Consider the following 22,677-nt stretch of genomic DNA (forward strand, 5'->3'; position numbering starts at 1 on the left):
CGAGCCGGTCTCGCGAGTGTGCCGGATTTTCACGAAAAGGTATCGCGCAACGCCTTGGTCCGAGGAATGGCCGGTCGCGCCCGCCGCCGGCGATACAGAATTATCGCAGCCAGCGTCGCGATCGCGCCGCCGCTACCGCCCATCAACGCCGTACCGTATAGATTGATCCCGTCGCCAAGAATGACAAACCCCAAAAACCACAAGCTTGTCGCAAAAATCGAAGCGATAATCGTCGCTCGAATAATCCCGTCACTCGATGCGCTGAACGTTGCTCGCCGGCGGTCGATGAACCATCCGATCATAAAGACAGCCAAGCCATTCACCGCGACGACCGCCATGTTGAGGAGGATCTGGAGGGTACTCACATCTATCTTGCCGCCCATTCGTCCGCGAGCAGCGACCAGAGTCCCGTGTCGCGCACATAGCCGGTCCAGGTGACGCGCTCCGACCGCAGTACGCCATCCTTGGTACAGCCGAGCTTGGCGACCGCCCCTTGCGATCGCTTGTTGCGCTCGTCGATGCGGAACTCGATGCGGCGGATGCCGACGGCGAAGGCGTGATCGAGCATCAGGCGCTTGACCCGGCCGTTGAAACCGGTGCCGCGCGCATCGGGATGGATAAAGCTGTTGCCGATCTCGACCGTCTGCGCCGACATATCGGGGCGCAGCCACGCCGTCATGCCAACGAGCCGATCGCCGTCGATGATCGCATAGGGCATGCGGCCGGCGCCGCCGATCAGCGTGTCGAAGCTCTTGTCGAAATGATCGGGACCGAAGCTCGACGAATAGATCGGCCAGACATCGACGTCGGCGGCACACACCGCGCGCAGGTCTTCGCGATGCGCTTCGGTCAGCTTGGCGAGTTTGAGAGCCCCGTCGGCGAGGTCGACATAGAGGCGGTCAAGCATGGTTCAGCGCCTCCGCGGCTTCGCGCCGTTTCGCCATGAAGTGCCGGCGGCACATCGCGACATAGCGGTCGTTGCCCCCGATTTCGGTCTGCGCGCCCTCGACGACGGCGCGGCCGCTTTCGTCGACGCGCAGGTTCATCGTCGCCTTGCGCCCGCATTCGCACACGGCTTTCAATTCGACGAGCGCGTCGGCGATGCCGAGCAGCGCCGCCGATCCGGGGAACAGCTCGGCGGAAAAATCGGTGCGCAGGCCATAGCAGAGCACGGGAATGCCAGCGTCGTCGGCGAGCCGCGCGAGATCGAGCACCTGCGCGCGTATCAGGAACTGCGCCTCGTCGACGAGCACGCACGCGAGCGGGCGTTCGGCGTTCTCGGCGTTCACCGCCGCCCACAGGTCGCTGTCGGGATCGAACTTGTGCGCTTCGGCCATCAGCCCGATGCGGCTCGTTACCTGCCCCGCGCCGTAACGGTCGTCGAGCGCCGCGGTCCACAGCATCGTTTCCATGCCGCGCTCACGGTAGTTGAAATCCGCCTGCAACAGCGTCGTCGATTTGCCGGCGTTCATGCTGGCGTAGTAGAAATAGAGCTTGGCCATGGGGATGGCGATAACGCGTCGGCAACGCTTCGCCAATCCTCCGCAGCGTGGAGGACAATTGGGGCGGTCTTATTCAATTCTGTTCATCATGATATGATAGGATCGGGCAGCGGTAGCACAACTGGAGAGTGCGCCGGCTCAGCCGCGAGCATGCGTGGTTCACCCTCTGCTCACCTAAATTCAAACTGAAACGCTGCCGTCCGCTGCCCTAGCTTGACTCGCCCACCGCCCCTGCCATGCTGCGCAGCATAAAGTCGCAACATATCAGTGGGGGAGAGCGACCGATGCGCCTGATGCCGATCAGCGATGCGATGTTCCTTGTGGGGGAGAGCCGCGAGATGCCGATGCATATCGGCGGCATCAACCTCTACACGCTGCCCGACGATGTCGACGAGACGGACTGGCTCAACGAACAGCTCGCATTGCTCCGCCAGTCCGAAGGATTGCGGCGGCCGTTCAGCGAAGTACTGAAACTCACCCCGCTCGGCCAATACGGTCCGATCCGACTCGAACCCGACCGCGACATCGACATGCATTACCATGTCCGCGCCTCCGCACTGCCCAAGCCGGGGCGCTACCGCGAGATGTTCGAACTCGCCTCGCGGCTGCATTCGGGACTGCTCGACCGCACCCGCCCTTTGTGGGAAATCACCTTGATCTCGGGCCTGCCGAACCGGCAGATCGCGACCTTCAAGAAGATCCACCATGCGCTGATGGACGGTGCGGCGAGCATCCATTTCTACAACTCGATGCTGTCGCCCGATCCCAAGGAGCGACGAACCGCCTCGCCGCTCTCGGTCGAAGCCTATGAGGCGTACAAGCGCAAATTCCCGCCGCCGAAGAAAGCGCCGCGACCCAGCCTGACCGACATCGCCGCGATCGGCGATTTCCTAAAGGAGCAATGGGGCAACAGCGTCGGCGTGACCAAGGCGCTCAACCAATATGTCGCGGCGATGGTCGGCCTCGGCGGCGACGGGCTCGTCACCCCCTTCGCCGGGGTGCCGCGCACCAGCTTCAACCGCAACATCACCGGCGCGCGGCGCTTCGTCGCGCAAAGCTGGTCGCTGGAACGCGTGCGGCGCGTAGGCAAGGCGTATGACGGCACGATCAACGACGCGGTGCTCGGCATGTGCGCGGGTGCGATGCGCAAATATCTGCAGTCGCTGAACGAGCTGCCCGACAAGCCGCTGAAGGCCATGGCGCCGGTGTCGATCCGGCCAAAGGACGATATCGATTCGGGCAATTCGGTCGCATCGGTCACCGCCAATCTCGCAACGCATATCGACGATCCCGCGAGCCGCATGGCGGCGATTCAGGAATCGATGAATTCCGCAAAGGCACAGCTGCGCGCGATGACGGCGTCGCAGATCCAGCTCTATACAGCGATCACCAGCTTCCCGATGATGCTGACCGCGCTGACGCGCACCGCCGACAAATTCCCGGCCTATTCGGTCACGATTTCGAATGTGCCGGGCCCGCGCGAGCAGATGTACTGGAACGGCGCGCGGCTCGACGGCATGTATCCCGCGAGCATCCCCGTCGACGGCATGGCGATGAACATCACGCAGGTGTCGAATTTCGAGAATATCGACTTCGGCATCACCGCCTGCCGGCGCAGCGTCCCGCATGCGCAGCGAATGATCGACTATCTGGAGGAAGCGCTGGTCGAACTGGAGCAAGCGGCGGGGATCAAGGGGAAAAAATAACTGTCGCCCCGCGGAGGGGGGCGCCGCAGGCAGCCTTGCGCGACGCCGACAACGGCCCCGCCTTCGCGGGGGCTACGATCTGATCAGTCGGCGCCCTCCGGCGTACCCAAATCCCGCGCCACCTTCGGATCGCGCAGCAATTTGTCGATATGGCTCGCCTCGTCGAAGCTTTCGTCCGACACGAATTTCAGCTTCGCAGCATATTTCATGCTCATCTTTTCGGCGACGCTCTTTTGCAGCCACGCGGTGTTGGTGCGCAGCGCCTTCAGCACCGCTTCCTCATTCTTGCCGAGCAGGGGTTTCACGAACACCGTTGCGTGGCGAAGGTCGGGCGACATGCGCACCTCGGTGATGCTCACCGGATGCTTGGCCAAGAGCTCGTCATGCGCATCACCGCGCGCGAGAATTTCGGATAGGAGGTGGCGCACCTGTTCGCCGACGCGCAGCACGCGGACCGAGGGGCCTTTTTCTTTTTCGGTTTTCATCGCCTAACCCTTTGCCTCTTCGTCCAGTTTCGCGATGATCCGCGCGATCGAGCGCATGTTGCGCGCGGTGCTCTTGTGCCCCAGTCGCCGTTCGATCAGCCGCGCGTGCAATTTGCTGTCGGCGGCGCCGTCGCCAAAGTCGATATAGAGCGCGCGGTCGCCGAGCGCGAGGCGCTCGTTCGGCCGGACGCGGTGGTCGGTCGCGAGCGCCTCGAACTGCTCCGCGGTGGGCTGGCCGTCGAGGAACATCGTATGGACGATGCGGTCCTCGTTCGTGCCCGCGAACGGATTGTCGGCGATCGCGGCGGCGAGTTCGTCGCGATCGCGCACCAGCGCCGCGCTCGTCATGTCGAACCGCTCGTCGACCATGATCGACAATTTCTCTTCGAGCCCGCACGTCGGCCGCGCGTCATGGTCGAACAGCACATTGCCGCTCGCTACGACGGTTTCGACATTGCTGAAGCCCTCGGCCTCGAACGCCGAACGCAGGTCGGCCATCGTCAGCCGGTTGCCACCGACGTTGATGCTGCCGAACAATGCCACATAGCGAGCCATGCCGGCACCTCCTGATCCGCGCGGAGCGAACGCCTTTTACAGCGTCCGTTCGCGCAGTTCGACTTCGAAGACTTCGAGGTGGTCGCCCGCCTTGATGTCGTTGGTGTCCGCCAGCACGACACCGCATTCGAGACCGGCGCGCACTTCGGCGACATCGTCCTTGAAGCGGCGGAGCGACGAGATGGTCGTTGCCGACACGATGACGTCGTCGCGCGTAAGGCGTGCGTGCAGCCCCTTGCGGATCGAGCCTTCGAGCACGAGCAGACCGGCGGCCTTGTCGCGCTTGCCGGCGGGGAAGACGTCCTTGACCTCGGCGCGGCCGACGACGGTTTCGACGCGTTCCGGACCCAGCTCGCCCGCCATCTCCTTCGCGATTTCCTCGGTCAGGTGATAGATGACGTCATAGTACATGAAGCGCACTTTTTCGCGGTTCGCGATCTCGCGCGCCTTGGCGTTCGGACGGACGTTGAAGCCGATGATCGGCGCCTTGGTCGCCGCCGCGAGCGTCACGTCGCTTTCGGTGATCGCGCCGGCGCCCGACTGGAGCACGCGAACGCGGATCTCGTCGGTCGACAGCTTGTTCAGCGCATTGACGATCGCTTCGACCGAGCCCTGCACGTCGCCCTTGATGATCACCGGGAATTGGATGACGTTCGCCTTGTCGGCGAGCGCTTCGAACATGCCTTCGAGGCTGACCGGCGCCTGGACGGTGCGCTTGCGCGTTGCCTGTTCCTGACGATAGGTCGCGACTTCGCGGGCGCGCGCTTCATTCTCGACGACGGTGAGCGTATCGCCCGCCATCGGGACGCCGCCCAGACCGAGCACTTCGACCGGCATCGACGGGGTGGCCGATTTGATCTGCTTGCCCTGATCGTCGATCAGCGCGCGAACGCGGCCGCTTTCGGCGCCGCAGACGAAGATGTCGCCGACCTTGAGCGTACCGCGACGGACGAGGATTGTCGCCACGGGGCCGCGGCCCTTGTCGAGCTTCGCCTCGACCACCGTGCCTTCGGCGGCGCGGTCGGGGTTGGCTTTCAGCTCCATGATTTCGGCCTGCACCGCGATCGCGGCGAGCAATTTGTCGAGGCCGGTCTTCTTGAGCGCCGACACTTCGACATTCTGCACGTCGCCGCCCATTTCCTCGACGACCAGCTCATGTTCGAGCAGGCGTTCGCGGACGCGCTGGGCATTGGCGCCTTCCTTGTCGATCTTGTTGATCGCGACGATGATCGGCACGTTCGCCGCCTTCGCATGGTTGATCGCCTCGATCGACTGTGGCTTCAGCCCGTCGTCGGCCGCCACCACCAGGATGACGATGTCGGTGACGTTCGCACCGCGCTGACGCATCTCGGTAAAGGCTTCGTGGCCCGGCGTATCGAGGAAGGTGACTTGGCTGCCGTCGGGGGTCTTCACCTGATAGGCGCCGATATGCTGCGTAATGCCGCCGGCTTCGCCCGCCTGTACATTCGCACCGCGCAGCGCGTCGAGCAGCGACGTCTTGCCGTGATCGACATGGCCCATGATCGTGACGACCGGGGCGCGCGGCTTCAGATGTTCGGCATCGTCGACATCTTCGTCGTGACGGATGTCGATGTCGCCTTCGCTGACACGGATGATCTCATGCCCGAACTCGGTGACGAGCAATTCGGCGGTGTCCTGATCGATCGTGTCGGTGCTGGCCGACGGGACGCCCATCTTGAACAGCGCCTTGACCAGATCGCTGGTCTTTTCGGCCATACGGTTGGCGAGATCCTGGACCGTGATGCTTTCGGGCACGACGACTTCGCGGATCTGCTTCTCACGGGGCCCCGACGAGGCGGTGTGCGAGCGCTTTTCCTTTTCGCGGGCGCGCTTCAGCGCCGCGAGGCTGCGCGCACGGGCGCCTTCGTCTTCGTTCAGCGCACGCGTGACGGTGAGCTTGCCCGACTGACGGCGGCTGTCGCCGCCGCGGGTTGCCTTCGGCTCGGGGCGCTTGGGTTCGGGGCGCTGCGGCGCTGCGACCGGCGTAAATCGACGCGGTGCGGGAGCAGCGCTGGTCGTCGCGCGCGGCGCAGGCGTGGGCGCAGCTTCGCTCTGCGGCGCAGCTGCAGGCGCTTCGGCGGCGGGAGCAGCGGCGGCAGCGGGCACTTCGGCCGCGGGCGCGGCAGGAGCAGGCTCGGCGGCCTTCGCGGTCGTCTGCTCGACCTTTGCTTCGGCGCGCGCCTTTTCTTCCTCGGCGGCGCGCGCACGCGCAGCTTCGTCGCGGCGGCGATTATCTTCTTGCGCCGACATGCGCGCTTCTTCGGCCTCGCGCAGCAGCTGCGCCTGGCGTTCCTGACGCGACATCAGGCTGTCGTTCTCGCTGACGCGGGGCGCGGCCGGCTTCGGAGCGGGCGCGGGTGCCGGAGCGGCGACCGGTGCGGGCGCCGGAGCGGCCTCGACCTCTTCGACCTCGACCGGCGCGGCTTCGCCGGGACGGCCCAGCACGCGGCGTCGCTTCACCTCGACCACCACCGTATTCCGGCGCCCGTGGCTGAATTGTTGCTGCACCTGCCCGGCCTCGACCGTCCGCTTCAGCCCCAGGGGCTTGCGGGTAAGGGTCGGTTTGTCCTGTTCGTCACTCATCGAAACTTATCATTCCTTCAAAACGCGTCCGAAGCGGCGTCGCTGGTCGGCAACGCCCCAATTTTGTCCTCGCCAGAAACGGGCGCGGCATGCGGATCGGAATCGCGGTTGGCCGCGTCCCTACTCCATCCTGTGAAAAACTGCCAGCGGCTCAAATGCGCCAGCACCCGGTCCGCGGCGCGGGCGTCGGTCAACGCCAGATGCACCGCATTCTCGCGGCCTAATGCCATAGATAGGGTGCCGCGGTCCACCGGCAAGACCCGGCCCTCGCGGCCCGAGCCTTCGTCGTCCTCGCCGACGCGCCACGCCTGCGCCAGTTTCTTGCGCCCGTCCTCGCCCGCATCGCTGGCGTGGAGGAGCAAGCGAACCTGGCCCTTGCGCGCCGCCGTCTCGATCTTTTCATTGCCGCTGAGCAAGGTGCCCGACCGCGATTCCAGTCCCAGCCGGTCGAGCGTCGCGCGCTGAAGCTGCGCCTCGATGCGCGCGCCAAGATCGTCGGGGATCGTGAAATTGCCGTCCTGCAGCGCGCGCGCGAGCCCGCCCTTCAGCTTGCCCTTCGCCTGCGCCGCCTCGAGCGTCGCGCGATCGACGCCGATCCATGCGCCGCGCCCCGGCGCCTTGCCAAGGACGTCGGGCGCGATCGTGCCGTCGGGCCCGAGCGCAAGGCGCACGAGCCGTTCGGCCGGCGAAACCTCGCCGGTGATGACGCAGCGCCGCTCGGGCACATGCTGGCCGCGCCGACCAGCGCGGTCTGGTTCGCTCAGCTGATCATTGTGCGGGGTCCGCATCGGCGGCCTCCCCGGCTTGCGGTGCGTCAGCCGCCGACTCGCTCGACTCTTCGTCGTCGAACCAGTGGGCGCGCGCCGCCATGATGATTTCGTTGCCCTGTTCTTCGCTCAGGCCATATTCGCCCAGCACGCCGCCCTTGTCCTCGGCGCGTTCGCTGCGCGGCGGGCCGCGGCGGTTGTCGGTGCGCTTCTTGGCGATCAGCTCGTCGGTCGCGAGATCGGCGAGATCGTCGAGCGTCTTGATACCGGCCTTGCCGAGGATGACGAGCATCGCTTCGGTGAGATGCGGGATGTCGGCGAGCGCATCCTCGACGCCGAGTTCGCGGCGCTGGGCGCGCGATGCTTCTTCGCGGCGCTCGAGACCCTCGGTCGCGCGGCTCTGCAGTTCCTGCGCCAGTTCCTCGTCAAAGCCTTCGATGCCCGCGAGTTCGTCGATGCCGACATAAGCGACTTCTTCGAGTTCGCCGAAGCCTTCGGCGACGAGCAACTGCGCAAGCGTTTCGTCGACGTCGAGTTCTTCCTGGAACATCGTCGAGCGTTCGACGAACTCGCGCTGGCGCTTCTCGCTGGCGTCGGCTTCGGTCATGATGTCGATCTGGCTGCCGGTGAGCTGGCTGGCGAGACGGACATTCTGGCCGCGGCGACCGATGGCGAGCGACAGCTGGTCGTCGGGAACGACGACTTCGATGCGGCTGTCATCCTCGTCGATCACGACGCGCTGGACCGTTGCGGGCTGGAGCGCGTTGACGACGAAGGTCGCGGTGTCTTCGGACCAGGGGATGATGTCGATCTTTTCGCCCTGCATTTCCTGGACAACCGCCTGAACGCGGCTGCCCTTCATGCCGACGCACGCACCAACGGGATCGATGCTGCCGTCATAGCTGATGACGCCGATCTTGGCGCGCGAACCCGGGTCGCGGGCGGCGGCCTTGATCTCAATGATGCCGTCGTAGATTTCGGGCACTTCCTGCGCGAACAGCTTCTTCATGAAGTCGGGGTGTGCGCGGCTGAGGAAAATCTGCGGCCCGCGCGTTTCGCTGCGCACCGAGAGGATCAGCGCGCGGACGCGGTCGCCGACGCGCATCAGTTCGCGCGGGATCTGCTGGTCGCGGCGGATCACGCCTTCGGCGCGGCCGAGATTGACGACGATGTGGCCGAATTCGACCGACTTCACGACGCCGGTGATGATCTCACCGCCGCGATCCTTGAATTCCTGATACTGGCGTTCGCGATCGGCTTCGCGGACCTTCTGGAAGATCACCTGTTTTGCCGACTGGGCGTCGATGCGGCCAAGATCGACCGCGGGCAGCGGATCGACGATGAAGTCGCCAAGCTGGGCGTCCTTCTGCAGCTTCTGGCCGGCGGCCAGGTCGACCTGCTTGAAATAATCCTCGACGGTCTCGACCACCTCGACGACGCGCCACAGGCGCAGGTCGCCGGTCTGGGCGTCGAGCTTGGCGCGAATGTCGTTCTCGGCGCCGTAGCGGGCGCGCGCGGCGCGCTGGATCGCTTCTTCAATGGCTTCGATGACGATGCCCTTGTCGATCATCTTCTCGCTGGCGACGCTGTTGGCAATCGCGAGGAGTTCGGCCTTGTTGGCGGAAATGGCAGTGGCCATCAGTCCTGTCCTTCTTCTTCCATTTCGTCGGCGCCCTCGATCGAGAGCGGGACGGTTGCGGCAATCAATTTGTCGGTGAGAACGAGCTTCGCCGTGTCGATCGCATCGAACGGCAGCTTGTGCTCCACACCCTCTTTATCCGAAATCGTGACGACATCGCCGTCGATACCGATCAGCTCGCCGTTGAAGCGCTGGCGCCCGTCGCGCTTTTCCTTGAGCGCGATCTTCGCCTCGTGCCCCGCCCAGTCGGTGAAGTCGGCAGGGCGCGTCAGCGGCCGGTCGATGCCCGGCGACGACACTTCCAGACGATATGCCTGCTCGATCGGGTCCTTGCCCGCTTCCTCGAGCGCGTCGAGCTGTACCGAGATGCGGCGCGACAGGTCGGCGCAATCCTCGATCGTCAACTGGCGCGTTTCGGGCCGCTCGGCCATGACCTGCAACGTCGGATCGCTCTCGCCGCCAAAGAAAGCGACGCGCACGAGCGCAAGGCCCATCGCCTCGGCTTCGGGCGCGATGATCGCATTGAGGACGTCGAGATCGGCCAATGAAATTTCCCGTTTCGGATGACCGGAAAGCATGTGGGTACAGCCGCCGCGGCCCGCGGCCCCGACGTCCCAACTGGCTAACCATGTCAAGAAGTAGGCGGCATATAGGCTTTGGCGGGTGAGTCGGCAAGGGGGAATGCGGCTTCATCACCGCGGCGAGTGCCTCAATTGCATCGATCGACAACATAGGATAGGGGGGTATGCTATGTCGCATACGCACGCCAGCAAGGACCAGCTCCTCGCACGCACCCGGCGGATCGCCGGGCAAATCGCTGCGATCGAACGCGCGATTGCGGGCGAGGCGGGTTGTGCGGCGATCCTGCATCAGGTCGCGGGGGTCCGTGGCGCGATTGCCGGGCTGATGGACGAACTCGTCGCCGAGCATATGCAATCACATGTCGTCGCACCGGGTCTCTCGGACGCCGAGCGCGCGCAAGGTGGTGACGAACTGCTCGCGGCGATCCGCCGCTATACGAAATAGGAGCCGGCATGTCTTTCGATAGCGAGATCGAGGCGCTGGCCCACGACCATGTCTTCCTCGGCAAGCGACACGATGAGAATGCGCGGCGTACCTTGTGGGTGGTCGCACTCACCGCGGTGATGATGGCCGGCGAGATCGCCGCGGGGCTTGCTTTCAACTCGATGGCACTGCTCGCCGATGGCTTCCATATGGCGACGCACGCGGGAGCGCTAGGGATCGCGGCGATCGCCTATGCCTATGCGAAGCGCCACGCCCATGGACGCCGCTATAGCTTTGGCACCGGCAAGGTCGGCGATCTTGCCGGCTTCGCCTCGGCGCTCGTGCTCGGCATCGTTGCGCTCGGCATCGCGTTCGAATCGGCGATGCGCCTGGTCGATCCGCGGCCTGTCGCCTTTACCGAGGCGACGATCATCGCGGTGATCGGGCTGGGGGTGAATATCGTGAGCGCGCTGCTGCTGGGCCATGGGCATGGCGATGAAGGGCATGGCCACGACCATCATCACGGCCACACGCATGAACGCGACAATAATCTCCGCTCGGCCTATCTGCATGTCGTTGCCGATGCGCTGACTTCGGTGCTCGCGATCGCCGCCTTGCTCGGCGGAAGCTATCTGGGCTGGGTGTGGCTCGATCCGTTGATGGGGATCGTCGGATCGGTCGTGATCGCGGTGTGGGCCGTGTCGCTGCTGCGCGACACCGGCGCGGTGCTGCTCGACGCGACCGACGCCGCGATCGAGGCAGAGATCCGCGAACTCGTCGAAGGGCCGGGCGACGCGAAGATCACCGACCTCCACGTCTGGCGCGTCGGTCCGGGCGCGCATTCAGCGATCATCAGCGTCGTCGGCGCAACGCGCGAGGTCATTTGCGCGCGGGTCAAACCCGTCCACGAGATCGAACATCTGACGGTCGAGATTCGCTGAAGCAGGTTGGGTGCGGCAGGATTCGATATTGGCTGCGCTGCATAAAATTCCGCTCGAATATTTCCTCCGTAAACAGCGGAGAACTACGGAAATTGCCAGAAACCTTGACTTTTTGGCAAAATAGTTTCAATCTGGCGGAGCTAACGTCGCCTGCGACGGAAATTTGATGCCTAGCGGCGGATACTTCCCTTCACGCGCTACCAGCTCCTCCGGTGCTTTTGCCGGTTGATTATTTGTTTTCGTGAAAGGAAACACCCCATGCCCATCGGCACCGTAAAATTCTTCAACAGCGACAAAGGCTATGGTTTCATTGCCAATGAAGATGGCTCGGGCGACAGCTTCGTCCACATCAGCGCCGTCGAGCGCGCCGGAATGGCGACGCTGAACAAGGAACAGCGCGTTTCTTACGAGCTGGAAACCGACCAGCGCGGCAAGACCTCGGCTGTCAATCTTCAGCCTGCATGAATGACATCCGGCCTGGCGCTTATCGGGCGCCGGGCCGGACCATTCGCCGATAATTCGGCACCATGCTCGCGCAGTCACCCAAGGAACATCCTATGGATATGAACGAGCTTTTCTACCGGCACCAGATGGCCCTGATGACCACCCGCCCCCTGCACGGCGCCAGCGCGCGCCATGCCGATTTCGATCTGTCCGGCCATTATGCCGACCGCATCGACGCCTATCGCGTCCGCCGCGGCATGAGCCGATATTTTCCCGTGGCACGCCCTGAAGCGACGCCGATCATCGGCGGCTAGCCGGCGAACGCCCCTGCGTTCTGCGCTTCCCATATCCGCTCCGGCCCGCTGCCAAGCGACCCACCACCCAGGCATTGCAACATTTTGTTGGCGTTTCAGCGTATAAGGCTGGCTGACACCCCGACCGCGCGAATCGGCGACGGACGGAGCGATGGAATTTGATGCGCGAATGAAGCCCGAACTGTCCCTGACCGCCCGCTCGACGTGGCGCGACCCGGTGCCGGAAAAACCGGCGGGCCCGGGACGTGCGTTCTGGGCGGCGATCGTCGCGGTGATGGCGGTCGCTTGCCTCGCCTTCCTGCTATCGAGCGGTCAGTTCCGCGCGCCCGCGTTCTTCGGACCGTATAGCGTGTCGGTGCCGCTGAACTTTCGCGCCTATGATCCCGAACGCTGGGCGATCATGAACGCCGAGGATTATGCGGACGCGCTGAAGATCGACCCGACGCTGCCCAACCCCGACAGCGTCGGTTATGGCGACGCGGCCGCGCTGCCGCCTGCCGACCCCGCACTGCTGCGCGACGAAGCCTTTGTCGGGCCGCCTGCCAAATCCTATGTGTTCCGCGGCGTCACCGCGCTCGACCGCGAGCGCGCGCATTACTGCCTGACCGCCGCCATCTATTACGAAGCCGCGTCGGAGACCGACGACGGGATGCGCGGCGTCGCGCAGACGGTGATCAACCGCGTCCGCCACCCGAGCTTTCCCAACACCGTGTGCGGCGTCGTCTTCCAGGGATCGCAGCGCGCGGGCGTGTGCCAGTTCACCTTCAGCTGCGACGGCGCGATGGCGCGGAGCCCCAGCAAGCCGAACTGGCTGCGCGCGAGCCGCATCGCATCGGCGGCGCTCGGCGGTTATGTTTTCCCCAAGGTCGGCCTTGCCACCCATTATCACACGCAGGCGATCTGGCCGCGCTGGGGCAAGAGCCTGGTCATGACCAATATCGTCGGCGCGCATATCTTTCACCGCTGGCGCGGGCGCTGGGGCATGCCCGACGCGTTCCGCGCGCCCTATCTCGGCCGCGAGCCGGTGCCCGGCCCCTATCTGCCGCTCGCGCAACAGCTGGCGATCCTGAAGGGTCAGGGCCTTCCGCCCGGCGCCGGCCCCGCGCCGCTGCTCACCGGCGGCGCAATGCCGCTTCCCGACACCCCCGCGGCCCCGCTGCCCGGTGCCATGGCGCCCGCGGCGCCCGTCGCACCGCAACCCGTCGCGGCGCCCGCCGCGCAGATCTATGCCGATCCCCGGCTCAACCAGTCGGGTCAGGTCCGCGAAGAATTCCGCGGCAGCGGAGAGTGGAAACAGTGATGCAAACGGCCTAGGCTGCCCGCTTCACGGGCGGGAGGCCATCATGGGACATGTCAAAGGCATCGGCGGACTGTTTTTCCGGGCACGCGACCCCGAGGCGCTGAGCGCCTGGTATCGCGAACGGCTGGGCGTGGGCGGCGGATGTAGCGCCGACGACAGCGTGCCGCCAAACCAATGGGTCTGGAACGTCACCGCGGGTCCGCTCGTTTTCGCGCCGTTCAAGGCCGACACCGACTATTTTCCCGCGGACCGCCAGCATATGCTGAACCTGCGCGTCGACGATCTCGACGCGGTACTCGTGCCGTTTCGCGCGGCGGGCGACGAGGTGATCACCAAGGCTGAGTGGGACGATCCCGCGGTCGGGCGATTTGCCCGGGTACATGACCCCGAGGGCAATCCGATCGAATTGTGGGAGCCGCCGAAAGGCTAGGTCAAAAACCCCGTTCGCATCGAGCGAAGTCGAGATGCCCATAAGGACAGCGCTCGGCACGAACGGAAACGGTTGGCTTCTTACCGACCCTGGCTGCGCCAGCGCTTGACTACGCGCTCGAGGATTTCGGCCTCGCCGCCGGTCTCGCGCCACAGTTTCGAGAAGAGCGGATCGCCCGATGCCGGTCGCTTTTCTTCTTCGAGCGTGTCGAGATAGACGCGGATCGGGATCGACACGCCTTCGCCGCAGACAATGCATTCGCGGTTGCGCAAGGCCGGGATCGAATCGATGAAGCCGCGCGCGCCTTCGGGCATCGCGGCCTTGACGAAATGTTGGTCGCGTTCGTTGTTGAGGCGCATCGAGATGATCGTGCCGCACTGCGACAGCACGCCTTCGGCCAGATCGGATGGACGCTGGGTGATAAGACCGAGCGACACGCCATATTTACGGCCTTCCTTGGCGATGCGTTCGAGGATCTTGCGGACCGCCTGGCCCTGGCCGATGTCCTTGGCCGGGATGTAGCGGTGCGCTTCCTCGCAGACGAGCAGGATCGGGCGCTGCGGCTCGCCGCGCGACCAGATCGCATAGTCGAAGGTCAGGCGCGACAGCACCGCGACGACGACCGACGTGATGTCGCTCGGCACCCCCGACACGTCGATGATCGAGATCGGCCGGCCGTCCGACGGCAGGCGAAAGATCTTGCCGATAAAGGTCGTCATCGTGTCGGCAACGAGCATACCCGAGAACATGAAATTATAGCGCGGGTCGGCGCGCATTTCCTCGATCTTGCCCTTGATGCGCATGAACGGCGCGCTCGACGTCGCCTTGTCGAGCCGGCCCATCTCGTTCTGAAGAATGCTGAGCAGGTCGGACAGAAGATAGGGGATCGGTGAATCGACCGTGATCTTGGTCATGCCTTCGGCAAGCCGGTTCTTCGTCCGCGCCTGCAGCAGGCAACGCGCGAGCACGTCGCAATCGGCCTGGCGGTCGCGGCCCTCGGCGGTGACGAATACTTCGCAATGTTCTTCGAAATTCATCAGCCAATAGGGCATGGCGAGGTTGTCGACGTCGAACAGCGCCCCGATGCCCTTGAACGCCGCCGAATATTCGCCGTGCGGATCGATCATCACGATATGGCCCTGCGGCGCGAGTTCGCAGATCTTGTGAAGGATCAGCGCGGCGCTGGTCGATTTACCCGTACCGGTCGACCCGAGCAGTGCGAAATGCTTGCCCAGCATCGCGTCGACATAGAGCGACCCGCGAATATCCTTGGTCGGATAGACGGTGCCGATTTCGACATGCGCGCGCTCGTCGGCGGCGTAGATCTGCTTGAGATCGGCGCTGGTTGCCGCAAAAACCTGGCTGCCCGGAATCGGATAGCGGGTGACGCCGCGGCGGAAATTGTGAATGCGGCCGGTGATCTTTTCCTCTTCGCCTTCGCCAAGGAAGTCGATCGTCGCAAGGATCAGCCCCTCGCCGCGCTCGTGCAACTGCTGGTCGCGGATGCTGGCGATCAGCCAGATGTTGCCAACACGGACCTTGACCTGCGCCCCGACCTGGCCGGCCATCGCCACCGCGGAATCGCTGGAGGAAGCCAATTTGCCGATCGCCGCGGCATCGAGCAGGATACGCGAGGCCGATCCCGAAATATCGACGACTTCGCCGATCATCAGATCGTCGCGATGATGGTTGGTCACCGGCGCGATCGAGGCCGCTACGCCGCCACCGGCAAGCCGGACGTGCTGTGCCGCCGTCAAATCCCCGGCGCTGAATCCGCCACCCTGCATGTCCATGTATCCGCCCCGCCTCTTGTGGTCCCCGGCCGGGTATCGCAGGCGAGGGTAAATAGGCCGTGAATGATAGTCAGCGACGGCGGAAAATAGCCGAAGCGCCGTAACCGAGCACGAGCGACAGGAATACGGCCGAAAGCCCGTATAGAAAGCCGTGCCGCTGCGCCGCGAGCGCGACGAACCGTTCGAACCCGGCCTTGCGGATCTGGACATCGCGCGACGCGACGGCGAGCACACGCCCGCGGCTGATCAGATAGGTTTCGGCGCGGTAGGTGCCGACAGGAACGCGCGCGGGCACGGGGATGCGCGCGCGATAGAGCACGCCTTCGGTGATTTCGACCGCCGCCGGATTTTCGACGAAGAGGCCCGAGCGGCGATAGAGGTCGGTCAGACCCGCCTCGAAGCGCTCGAGCTTCTTTGCCTCCGAAAATCCGCTTGGCGACATCGACAGATTGGCAAGGCCGAGTTCGAAGATCGCGGCGGTCCGCTCGTCGACCAGCTTGTCGATCGGGCGCGACGAGCCGATCGCGTAAAAGCCCGGCGACGTGCGCAGACGGATGCTGCTGGCATTGACCCAGATGCCCGCGACACGGCGCTTTTCGCGCAGCACGATCGGCCGCACCGGCCCCTTCAGCACGACGACGATATCGGCGCGGTCGTCGGGCAGGCGCTGGCCGGGATAGAGGATCGCGCCGAACAGCAACAATTCCTCGCCGGTAAAGCTGTACTGGATATCGATCGCGCGGCTCGACACGTCGGGCACCAGTCGCGGGTCGGCGGCATGGGCGGCGGCTGGCGACAACAGCGCCGCAAGCGACAGGAGCAGGGCGCGCGGCGCGCTCATTGCACGGTATAGATTTCTTCGGGGCGGATGAAGAGATCGACCCCCATGCGCAACGCGACGAGCAGCACGATCGCCGCGAGCGCCATGCGCAGATATTCGGGCTTTACCTTTTGCGCGAAGCGCGCGCCGACTTGCGCGCCGATCACGCTGCCGAGCAGCAGCAGCCCCGCAAGCACGATGTCGACGGCGCCGGTGGTCAGCGCATGGACCATCGTCGTTGCGATCGTCACGAACAATATCTGGAACAGCGACGTGCCGACGACGACCTGCGTCCCCATGCCTAGCAGGTAGAGCATCGCGGGGACCATGATGAAGCCGCCGCCGACGCCGAGCAGCATCGTCAGCACGCCCCCGACCATGCCGAGCAGCAGCGGCGCGAGCGGCGAAATATAGAGGCCCGACCGATAGAAGCGCCAGCGCATCGGCAGGTTCGCAACCATGGGGTGGTGACGCCGCTTGCGCGCGGGCGCCGGCAATCCGGACTGCGCGGCGCGGTAGCTTCCCCACGCCTCGCGCCCCATGAACGTGCCGACGATGCCGAGCAGCGCGACATAGAGGATGTTGATCACCGTATCGATCTGCCCCCAGGCGGTGAGCAGTTCGAACAGCCCCGCCCCGATCAGCGATCCCACGAGGCCGCCCGCGACGAGCACCCAGCCCATGCGCAAATCGACACCGTCGCGCTCGAGATGCGCCATCACCCCCGACACGCTCGCGCCCGTCACCTGCGTCGCCGCCGATGCCGCGGCGACCGTCGGCGGGATGCCGTAGAAGATGAGCAAGGGCGTGGTCAGGAAACCGCCACCGACGCCGAACATGCCCGACAGGAAACCCACTCCGCCACCGAGCAGGATGATGACCAGCGCATTGACCGACAGATTGGCGACAGGAAGGTAAAGGTCCATGGGCCCCGATTGCGCTCAGCGGCGCTGGAACCGCGCCGATTCCAAGGACCCTAGACCATTTTTTCGGCGTGGGGAATCGGCCGCGACGGCTAAATTTTACCGTTCTCTAGAAGTCGCTCGCGAGGGTCAGCGCAAGGCCGCTTTCGGGGCGCGCATCGCCCGCGACGCGCTGGCGCCAGTCGAGCGCGATGCGGCTGCCCTCGCCGACGTCGGGCAGACGGAGCGTCAGCCGCGGACCGACATCGATGCGCGCCGCGCCGGGCTGCACCGCCCCCGCTGCGAGGGCGCCGAACCGCAAGGATGCCTCTTCGGAACCAACGCGGCGATCGACCACGATTGCCCCGTCGGCAAATCCGTCGCGCCGCCGCGTCCCAACGAAGCCCGCCTGCGCATAAGCGTCGAGCCGGAAGCCGGCGGGCAGCACGACGTCCGAGACCCCGCCGCTGGCCATCATGGCAAGCGCGGTGCGGCCTTCTTTCCCTGCGGCGACGCGCTGCTCGATCGCGAGATCGACCGGCAGCTGCGCGAGCGGGGCAAAGGCGAGGCCAAAGGCAAGCTCGCGCTGCTGCGGCCGCTGCACTGCGATCGTTGCGCGGCCATAGGCGCGGATGCGGCCGGTATCGCCGAACCCATAGGCAAGGCGAAGCCCGGCCTGACTGCCGCCAAGCTGGCTCGCGCCGCCGATCGTTTCGGGCGCATTCCCCGATCCTTCGCGCAGATAGAGCCAGCTGCCGAGCGACCAGCTCGAAAGCTGTCGCTGCAGCCAGAATGGCTTGCCCTGCCCCGGATCGGCGCGAGCGGCGGGTGCGAACGAAGACCATGCCGGTCCGCCCGCGCCAACCGCCGAGCGCGCGCCGCCGCCCGCAGGTGGCGGCAGCAATCGCGCCATGAGCGCCAGGCGAAGGCTGTGACGATCAGCGCCAAAACCGTTTGAAACCGGTGCCCCTCCGGACGGGTGGGGCGCATCCGCCGATCGTGATCCCGGCATGGTGGAACTATGCGACGTACGCGCGCGCAGCGACGGCGTGGCGCGCATCGGCACCGCGTCCGCGCGCGGCACGCTGTCCGGAACGCTGTCGCTCGCGGCAAAGGATGGCGGCACTGTCCAAGGCATGGGGACCGCATCGGAAGGCGGCGCGATAGCGGGGTTCCAGACGACCATGAGCCGCACGGCAATCCAGCCGCCGACGCACAGGAGCAGAAAGCGCAGCGCCGGCGCGCCGCGCCGCGCGTCGCCCCGGCGCGCCATCACCGCGCCACCGTCCTGACAAAAGCGTCGTCGTACGCGGCCTCATGTTCCAGATGTTCGGTCTTGTCCCATATGACTTCGCCCGATCGCAGCATTCGCCAATAAAGACCGACTGCCCGCCGCGCCGCGAGCATTGCGACCACATTGGAAAAAAAGGCGCGCGGCAGCGAAAGAATCGCCTCGCTGAGGCCGTACCAGCGCGCCGTGAAATGCCCGCGCATCGCGAGGCGCCAGCACAGCATCACCGCGTTGAAGGCGAGCAGCAGCCGCATGCCGTCGTCGACGATGATCGTATTCCAGCCGAACAGATAACGCCCCGCCCAGCCCAGCGCCGTCAGCAGCGCCCCGACATACGCCGCAAGGAGGATGAGCGCGGCGAGCGGCGCGCGGCGGTCGCGCCACAGCATCCAGCGTGCGATCCAGGCGCGGCCGCTGCGAAGATCGGCGTCATCCCGCCGCGACCCCGGCCAGCCCAGATGGTCCCACCCGGCCAGCGCGATCCCGGCGATCCAGCGGGATTTCTGCCGCACCGCCTTTTCGGTCCGGCCGGGGAAGGCGCCGCGCGACACGATACGGTCGCCCGCAGGTCCCACCGTGTCGACAAAGCGGGTTCCAAGGCCATAGGCGCCGATCACCATGCCGATCTCATAATCTTCGGTCAGGCTGTCGCAGCGAAAAGGTTCGCCGCCGCGTTCGATCGCCAGCAGCGCAAGCGCGGTGCGCGTCAGCGCGCAACCGACCCCCGCCGACGGAAGCGGCAGGTCGAGGCGCGAACGAACGACCAGTTCCTTGCCATGCGCTTCGGCAAATTCGTCGCCATAATGCCCGCCGATCCAGCGCTCCGCACGCTGGATCAGGGGCACGACGGGAATTTGTACCATCGCATTTTCGCCGAGATAGCGGCGATAAAGCGCGAGTTCGCCTGGATGCACATGATCCTCGGCATCGTGAAGGACGACGGCGGCAAACCGAACGCCCTCCGCCCGCTCGTCCTCGGCGAGCGCCGCCCACAGCCGGTTGAGATTGTCGCCCTTGGTGGTCGGCCCTTCCTGGCTGCCGACGACGAGCCGCAGCCGTCCGTCGCGCGCGACCAGTGGCGACACGGCGAAGAGCGTCTCTGCGTCGTTGGGATAGCAGCCGACGTAAAGCCGGAAATCCTCGCCCTCCCACGCGCCAAGCGTCCGCCGCAGCATCGCGGGAAGCGCTTTGGCCTCGTCCCATGCGGGCACGAAAATCGCGAAGCGCCCCTCGACTGGCGGCGCGGTCGGCGTCAGCGACCGTCCGCGCCGGCGTGTCGCCAACCACAGCGCGTCGAAAAGCAGGTCATCGAGCCCGAACAGCAGGATTCCGACCGATGCGAACAGCATCAGTTCGTGGCCGGCACCCAGCACCAGCCATTCCAGCCATGCGGTCGACAGCTCCAATGTGCTAGCCCCGCCCCCACCGATGACCTGATGTCATCGCCGCCGATAGTGCTAGTGAATGAGTCCAATTTGTAAAGATTGACGCCCACCGGTAGAGAATCGTCAAATCGCCTGACGAACCAAGGAAATAGCCAACCCATGACTCGCAGTTTTCCGCCTCGTTCTGCGTTACGCGACTTTCTTGAAAGCGAGAGTGCCGGAGGAATTTTGCTGATTTTCGCAGCCATTTTGGCGATGATTGTCGCAAATTCGTCGCTGGGGACAGTTTACCACGACGCGATCCATGCCGCGACCGGACCGGTACTCACCGACAAGCTAGGCCCGATGACCGTCCATCTGTGGATCAACGACGGGCTGATGGCGATCTTCTTCCTGCTCGTCGGGCTGGAGATCAAGCGCGAGTTCGTCGACGGGCGGCTCGCGAGTTGGGACCGGCGACGGCTGCCGTTCATCGCCGCGGCGGCGGGCATGGCAGTGCCGGCGGCGCTCTACATGGCCTTCGCGGGCGGCGAACCCGGACTGGCGCAGGGATGGGCGATTCCGGCCGCAACCGATATCGCCTTTGCGATGGGGGTGCTCGCGCTCCTCGGCAAGCGCGCCCCGACGTCGCTCAAGCTGTTTCTCGTCACCGTCGCGATCGTCGACGACATGGGCGCGGTCGCGATCATCGCGCTTTTCTATACCGCGAAGATCGACCTGCTCGCGCTCGCCGCCGCCGCGGTCATCCTCGGGCTGATGTTCGCGATGGGACGAATGCGGGTTAAGAGCCTGTCGCTCTATCTGCTGATGTTCGCCTTGCTCTGGTACGCGATGCTACTTTCGGGCGTCCACGCGACGATCGCCGGCGTGCTTGCGGCGATGGCGATCCCGTTCGACCGCACGCCGGGCGCGCCCGACAGCGAAACCTCGCCGCTGCACCGGCTCGAGCATGGCCTTCACCCGTGGGTCGCCTTTGCGATCGTCCCGCTGTTCGGCTTCGCCAATGCCGGTGTCGATGTGAGCGGGCTGACCGCCGAGCAGATTTTCGCGCCGCTGCCGCTCGGCATCGCCGCGGGGCTGTTCCTCGGTAAGCAGATCGGTATTTTCGGCAGCGTTTGGCTCGCGGTCAAACTCGGCATCGCGGGCAAGCTGCGCGGTGCGACCTGGCTGCAGGTCTATGGCGTCGCGATGCTGTGCGGGATCGGCTTCACCATGAGCCTGTTCATCGGCGGTCTCGCCTTTCCAGGCGACGCGTTGCTGATCGAAGAGGCGAAGATCGGCATCCTGATGGGCTCGCTCGCCGCGGCGCTGCTGGGCTATGCGGTGTTGCGCTTCGCCCCGCTCCATCCGCAGCATGATAAGATCGAAAGCGAGTCCGACGCCGAAATCGCCGCAGATGGCGATGTGCGTGACACGTCCGAAAGCGGCGGTATAGCAGCGCAATGATACGCAAACTGATTGCCCTGTCGCTGGTCATCGTCTTGCCCGGCTGCGCCACGAGCGAAACGAAGCCGCCTGTCGCCAAGGCGGATATCGCGACCGTGGACGTGCGCCGCAGCCCGGCCTCGACCAAGGCGCTGGGCGAGATTGCGGCCGCCTATCTGCGGCTGACGCTCGAAATCGGGACGCACGAGCCCGGTTATATCGACGCCTATTATGGCCCGCCCGAGCTGCAAAAGGCGGCCGAAGCGGCGCCGCGCGACAAACCGGCGCTGCTCGCCGCAACGCGCGACCTGATGGCGCAGCTCGATCTCGCAGCGCGGCGTATGCCCGATCCGCTCGAACGCCGCCGCGCCACCTTCCTGCGCGCGCAGCTCCGCGCCGCTGAAACGCGATTGTTGATGATGCAGGGCACGCGCTTCGCCTTCGTCGACGAGGCCGAACGGCTGTTCGGGGTGCGGCCGCGGCTGAAGCCGCTCGCGAGCTATGACGCAGAGCTCGCGAAGATCGAATCGCTGGTCCCCGGCGAAGGCGCGCTGGCGGACCGCGTCGAAGCCTATCTCGACGCCTTCACCATCCCCAAGGACCGACTGCAAAAGACTTTCGATGCCGCGATCGCGCGTTGCCGCGGGCGCAGCATGGCGCATATTCCAATGCCCGAGGGCGAAAGCTTTCGCCTCGAGTTCGTCACCGGCAAAAGCTGGAGCGGCTATAACTATTATCAGGGTGGCTATCACAGCCTGATCCAGGTCAACACCGATCTGCCGATCCGGCTATCGCGCGCGCTCGATCTCGGCTGTCACGAAGGCTATCCCGGCCACCACCTTCTCAACATGAAGCTGGAGGAGAAGCTGGTGAAGGAGCGCGGCTGGGGCGAATTCAGCGTCTATCCGCTCTACAGCCCGCAAAGCCTGATCGCCGAGGGCAGCGCCAATTACGGCATCGATCTCGCCTTTCCCGAAAACAGCAAGGCCGATACCGAGCGCGACGTGCTGATGCCGATCGCCGAAATCGCGGTGCCGTCCGACGATCGTTACTGGCAGCTCCTGAAAGCGATCAAGCGCGCCTCGGGCGCGCGGCTAACGATCGCGCAGCAATATCTCGATGGCGTGATCGACCGGCCGACGGCGGTCGCGCTCACCCAGAAATATCTGCTTGTCTCAGCCCGGCGCGCCGAACAGTCGGTGAGCTTCACTGACCAGTATCGCAGCTATGTGATCAACTACGGCCTCGGCGAAACGATGGTGCGCGCCTATGTCGAGCGCGGCAAACCGTCGCGCGACGAGATGTGGCGGCGGATGGCGAAAATCGTCAGCGAACCGACGTTACCTTCGGACTTACTCGCACGCTGAGC

23 protein-coding genes are annotated in these 22,677 nt (G+C 65.2%); 9 read left to right on the forward strand and 14 right to left on the reverse strand.

The genetic code is table 11. The features are described 5' to 3' along the window. Nucleotides 1–29 precede the first annotated feature (29 nt). The 3 genes from ASD73_RS05465 to ASD73_RS05475 are packed head-to-tail and all read right to left on the reverse strand — an operon-like array spanning nucleotide 30 to nucleotide 1,502. The gene (locus tag ASD73_RS05465; RefSeq protein ID WP_156377293.1) at nucleotides 30–383 is read right to left on the reverse strand and encodes a hypothetical protein; all 354 of its coding nucleotides are present in this window, start codon (nucleotides 381–383) and stop codon (nucleotides 30–32) included. Beyond that, the gene (locus ASD73_RS05470) at nucleotides 368–907 is read right to left on the reverse strand and encodes a GNAT family N-acetyltransferase (protein WP_056368477.1); all 540 of its coding nucleotides are present in this window, start codon (nucleotides 905–907) and stop codon (nucleotides 368–370) included. The genes ASD73_RS05465 and ASD73_RS05470 overlap by 16 nt, the downstream gene beginning before the upstream one ends. Then, nucleotides 900–1,502, reverse strand: coding sequence for a thymidine kinase (locus tag ASD73_RS05475; RefSeq protein WP_056368476.1), 603 nt, complete (start codon nucleotides 1,500–1,502; stop codon nucleotides 900–902). Before ASD73_RS05475 ends, ASD73_RS05470 begins: the two co-directional genes overlap by 8 nt. Before the next feature lie 284 nt (nucleotides 1,503–1,786). Here ASD73_RS05475 and ASD73_RS05480 point away from each other — a divergent pair, with 284 nt between their 5' ends. Continuing rightward, complete coding sequence (locus ASD73_RS05480; RefSeq protein ID WP_056368474.1) at nucleotides 1,787–3,208, forward strand: WS/DGAT/MGAT family O-acyltransferase; 1,422 nt, start codon at nucleotides 1,787–1,789, stop codon at nucleotides 3,206–3,208. Between the two features lie 83 nt (nucleotides 3,209–3,291). Here ASD73_RS05480 and rbfA read toward each other — a convergent pair whose 3' ends face one another. Genes rbfA through rimP form a run of 6 tightly spaced genes read right to left on the reverse strand, consistent with a single transcriptional unit; the run spans nucleotide 3,292 to nucleotide 9,803 of the window. Continuing rightward, nucleotides 3,292–3,693, reverse strand: coding sequence for a 30S ribosome-binding factor RbfA (gene rbfA / locus ASD73_RS05485; RefSeq protein WP_056368471.1), 402 nt, complete (start codon nucleotides 3,691–3,693; stop codon nucleotides 3,292–3,294). 3 nt (nucleotides 3,694–3,696) lie between these two features. Further along, nucleotides 3,697–4,248: a DUF1697 domain-containing protein gene (locus tag ASD73_RS05490; protein WP_056368469.1), complete on the reverse strand. Its 552-nt coding sequence runs from the start codon at nucleotides 4,246–4,248 to the stop codon at nucleotides 3,697–3,699. Between the two features lie 36 nt (nucleotides 4,249–4,284). Then, the gene (gene infB, locus ASD73_RS05495) at nucleotides 4,285–6,852 is read right to left on the reverse strand and encodes a translation initiation factor IF-2 (protein WP_056368467.1); all 2,568 of its coding nucleotides are present in this window, start codon (nucleotides 6,850–6,852) and stop codon (nucleotides 4,285–4,287) included. 17 nt (nucleotides 6,853–6,869) lie between these two features. Continuing rightward, nucleotides 6,870–7,640: a DUF448 domain-containing protein gene (locus ASD73_RS05500; RefSeq protein ID WP_056368465.1), complete on the reverse strand. Its 771-nt coding sequence runs from the start codon at nucleotides 7,638–7,640 to the stop codon at nucleotides 6,870–6,872. Then, on the reverse strand, nucleotides 7,621–9,258 hold the full coding sequence (gene nusA / locus ASD73_RS05505; protein ID WP_056368463.1) for a transcription termination factor NusA: 1,638 nt from the start codon (nucleotides 9,256–9,258) through the stop codon (nucleotides 7,621–7,623). The genes ASD73_RS05500 and nusA overlap by 20 nt, the downstream gene beginning before the upstream one ends. Beyond that, nucleotides 9,258–9,803 carry a ribosome maturation protein RimP gene (gene rimP / locus ASD73_RS05510; protein ID WP_056368461.1) on the reverse strand — a complete coding sequence of 182 codons (546 nt, stop codon included), beginning with the start codon at nucleotides 9,801–9,803 and terminating at the stop codon, nucleotides 9,258–9,260. Before rimP ends, nusA begins: the two co-directional genes overlap by 1 nt. A 205-nt stretch (nucleotides 9,804–10,008) precedes the next feature. Here rimP and ASD73_RS05515 point away from each other — a divergent pair, with 205 nt between their 5' ends. The 6 genes from ASD73_RS05515 to ASD73_RS05540 all read left to right on the forward strand — a co-directional run bounded on the left by ASD73_RS05515 (nucleotide 10,009) and on the right by ASD73_RS05540 (nucleotide 13,692). Further along, complete coding sequence (locus tag ASD73_RS05515) at nucleotides 10,009–10,284, forward strand: metal/formaldehyde-sensitive transcriptional repressor (protein WP_056368459.1); 276 nt, start codon at nucleotides 10,009–10,011, stop codon at nucleotides 10,282–10,284. Between the two features lie 8 nt (nucleotides 10,285–10,292). After that, nucleotides 10,293–11,204: a CDF family Co(II)/Ni(II) efflux transporter DmeF gene (gene dmeF, locus ASD73_RS05520; protein ID WP_056368456.1), complete on the forward strand. Its 912-nt coding sequence runs from the start codon at nucleotides 10,293–10,295 to the stop codon at nucleotides 11,202–11,204. Between the two features lie 258 nt (nucleotides 11,205–11,462). Beyond that, nucleotides 11,463–11,669 carry a cold-shock protein gene (locus ASD73_RS05525; RefSeq protein ID WP_037514749.1) on the forward strand — a complete coding sequence of 69 codons (207 nt, stop codon included), beginning with the start codon at nucleotides 11,463–11,465 and terminating at the stop codon, nucleotides 11,667–11,669. Between the two features lie 92 nt (nucleotides 11,670–11,761). Then, nucleotides 11,762–11,962, forward strand: a complete 201-nt coding sequence (locus tag ASD73_RS05530; protein ID WP_056368453.1) for a hypothetical protein — start codon at nucleotides 11,762–11,764, stop codon at nucleotides 11,960–11,962. 151 nt (nucleotides 11,963–12,113) lie between these two features. Continuing rightward, the gene (locus ASD73_RS05535; protein ID WP_235534164.1) at nucleotides 12,114–13,262 is read left to right on the forward strand and encodes a cell wall hydrolase; all 1,149 of its coding nucleotides are present in this window, start codon (nucleotides 12,114–12,116) and stop codon (nucleotides 13,260–13,262) included. A gap of 43 nt (nucleotides 13,263–13,305) precedes the next feature. After that, the gene (locus ASD73_RS05540) at nucleotides 13,306–13,692 is read left to right on the forward strand and encodes a VOC family protein (RefSeq protein WP_056368449.1); all 387 of its coding nucleotides are present in this window, start codon (nucleotides 13,306–13,308) and stop codon (nucleotides 13,690–13,692) included. Nucleotides 13,693–13,772: 80 nt separating this feature from the next. On the opposite strand, the gene ASD73_RS05545 is transcribed toward ASD73_RS05540, so the two are convergent. The 5 genes from ASD73_RS05545 to ASD73_RS05565 form a co-directional block, all read right to left on the reverse strand. Beyond that, the gene (locus ASD73_RS05545; protein ID WP_235534178.1) at nucleotides 13,773–15,362 is read right to left on the reverse strand and encodes an ATP-binding protein; all 1,590 of its coding nucleotides are present in this window, start codon (nucleotides 15,360–15,362) and stop codon (nucleotides 13,773–13,775) included. A 193-nt stretch (nucleotides 15,363–15,555) separates the two neighbouring features. Beyond that, the gene (locus tag ASD73_RS05550; RefSeq protein ID WP_056368447.1) at nucleotides 15,556–16,326 is read right to left on the reverse strand and encodes a TIGR02186 family protein; all 771 of its coding nucleotides are present in this window, start codon (nucleotides 16,324–16,326) and stop codon (nucleotides 15,556–15,558) included. Further along, nucleotides 16,323–17,231, reverse strand: a complete 909-nt coding sequence (locus ASD73_RS05555) for a sulfite exporter TauE/SafE family protein (RefSeq protein WP_056368445.1) — start codon at nucleotides 17,229–17,231, stop codon at nucleotides 16,323–16,325. The genes ASD73_RS05550 and ASD73_RS05555 overlap by 4 nt, the downstream gene beginning before the upstream one ends. A gap of 106 nt (nucleotides 17,232–17,337) precedes the next feature. After that, a complete protein-coding gene (locus ASD73_RS05560) occupies nucleotides 17,338–18,480 on the reverse strand; it encodes a hypothetical protein (RefSeq protein WP_056368443.1) in 1,143 nt (380 codons plus the stop codon). Next, entirely contained in the window at nucleotides 18,480–19,904 is a 1,425-nt protein-coding gene (locus tag ASD73_RS05565) for a glycosyl transferase family protein (RefSeq protein WP_056368441.1), read from the reverse strand. The genes ASD73_RS05560 and ASD73_RS05565 overlap by 1 nt, the downstream gene beginning before the upstream one ends. Before the next feature lie 138 nt (nucleotides 19,905–20,042). On the opposite strand from ASD73_RS05565, the gene nhaA reads away from it, so the two are divergent. Next, nucleotides 20,043–21,329 (forward strand): Na+/H+ antiporter NhaA, encoded by a 1,287-nt coding sequence (nhaA, locus tag ASD73_RS05570; RefSeq protein WP_056368439.1) that lies wholly within the window; start codon nucleotides 20,043–20,045, stop codon nucleotides 21,327–21,329. Continuing rightward, nucleotides 21,326–22,675, forward strand: coding sequence for a hypothetical protein (locus tag ASD73_RS05575; protein ID WP_235534166.1), 1,350 nt, complete (start codon nucleotides 21,326–21,328; stop codon nucleotides 22,673–22,675). The genes nhaA and ASD73_RS05575 overlap by 4 nt, the downstream gene beginning before the upstream one ends. Nucleotides 22,676–22,677 lie beyond the last annotated feature (2 nt).

Source organism: Sphingopyxis sp. Root154, from assembly GCF_001427105.1.
GTDB lineage: Bacteria > Pseudomonadota > Alphaproteobacteria > Sphingomonadales > Sphingomonadaceae > Sphingopyxis.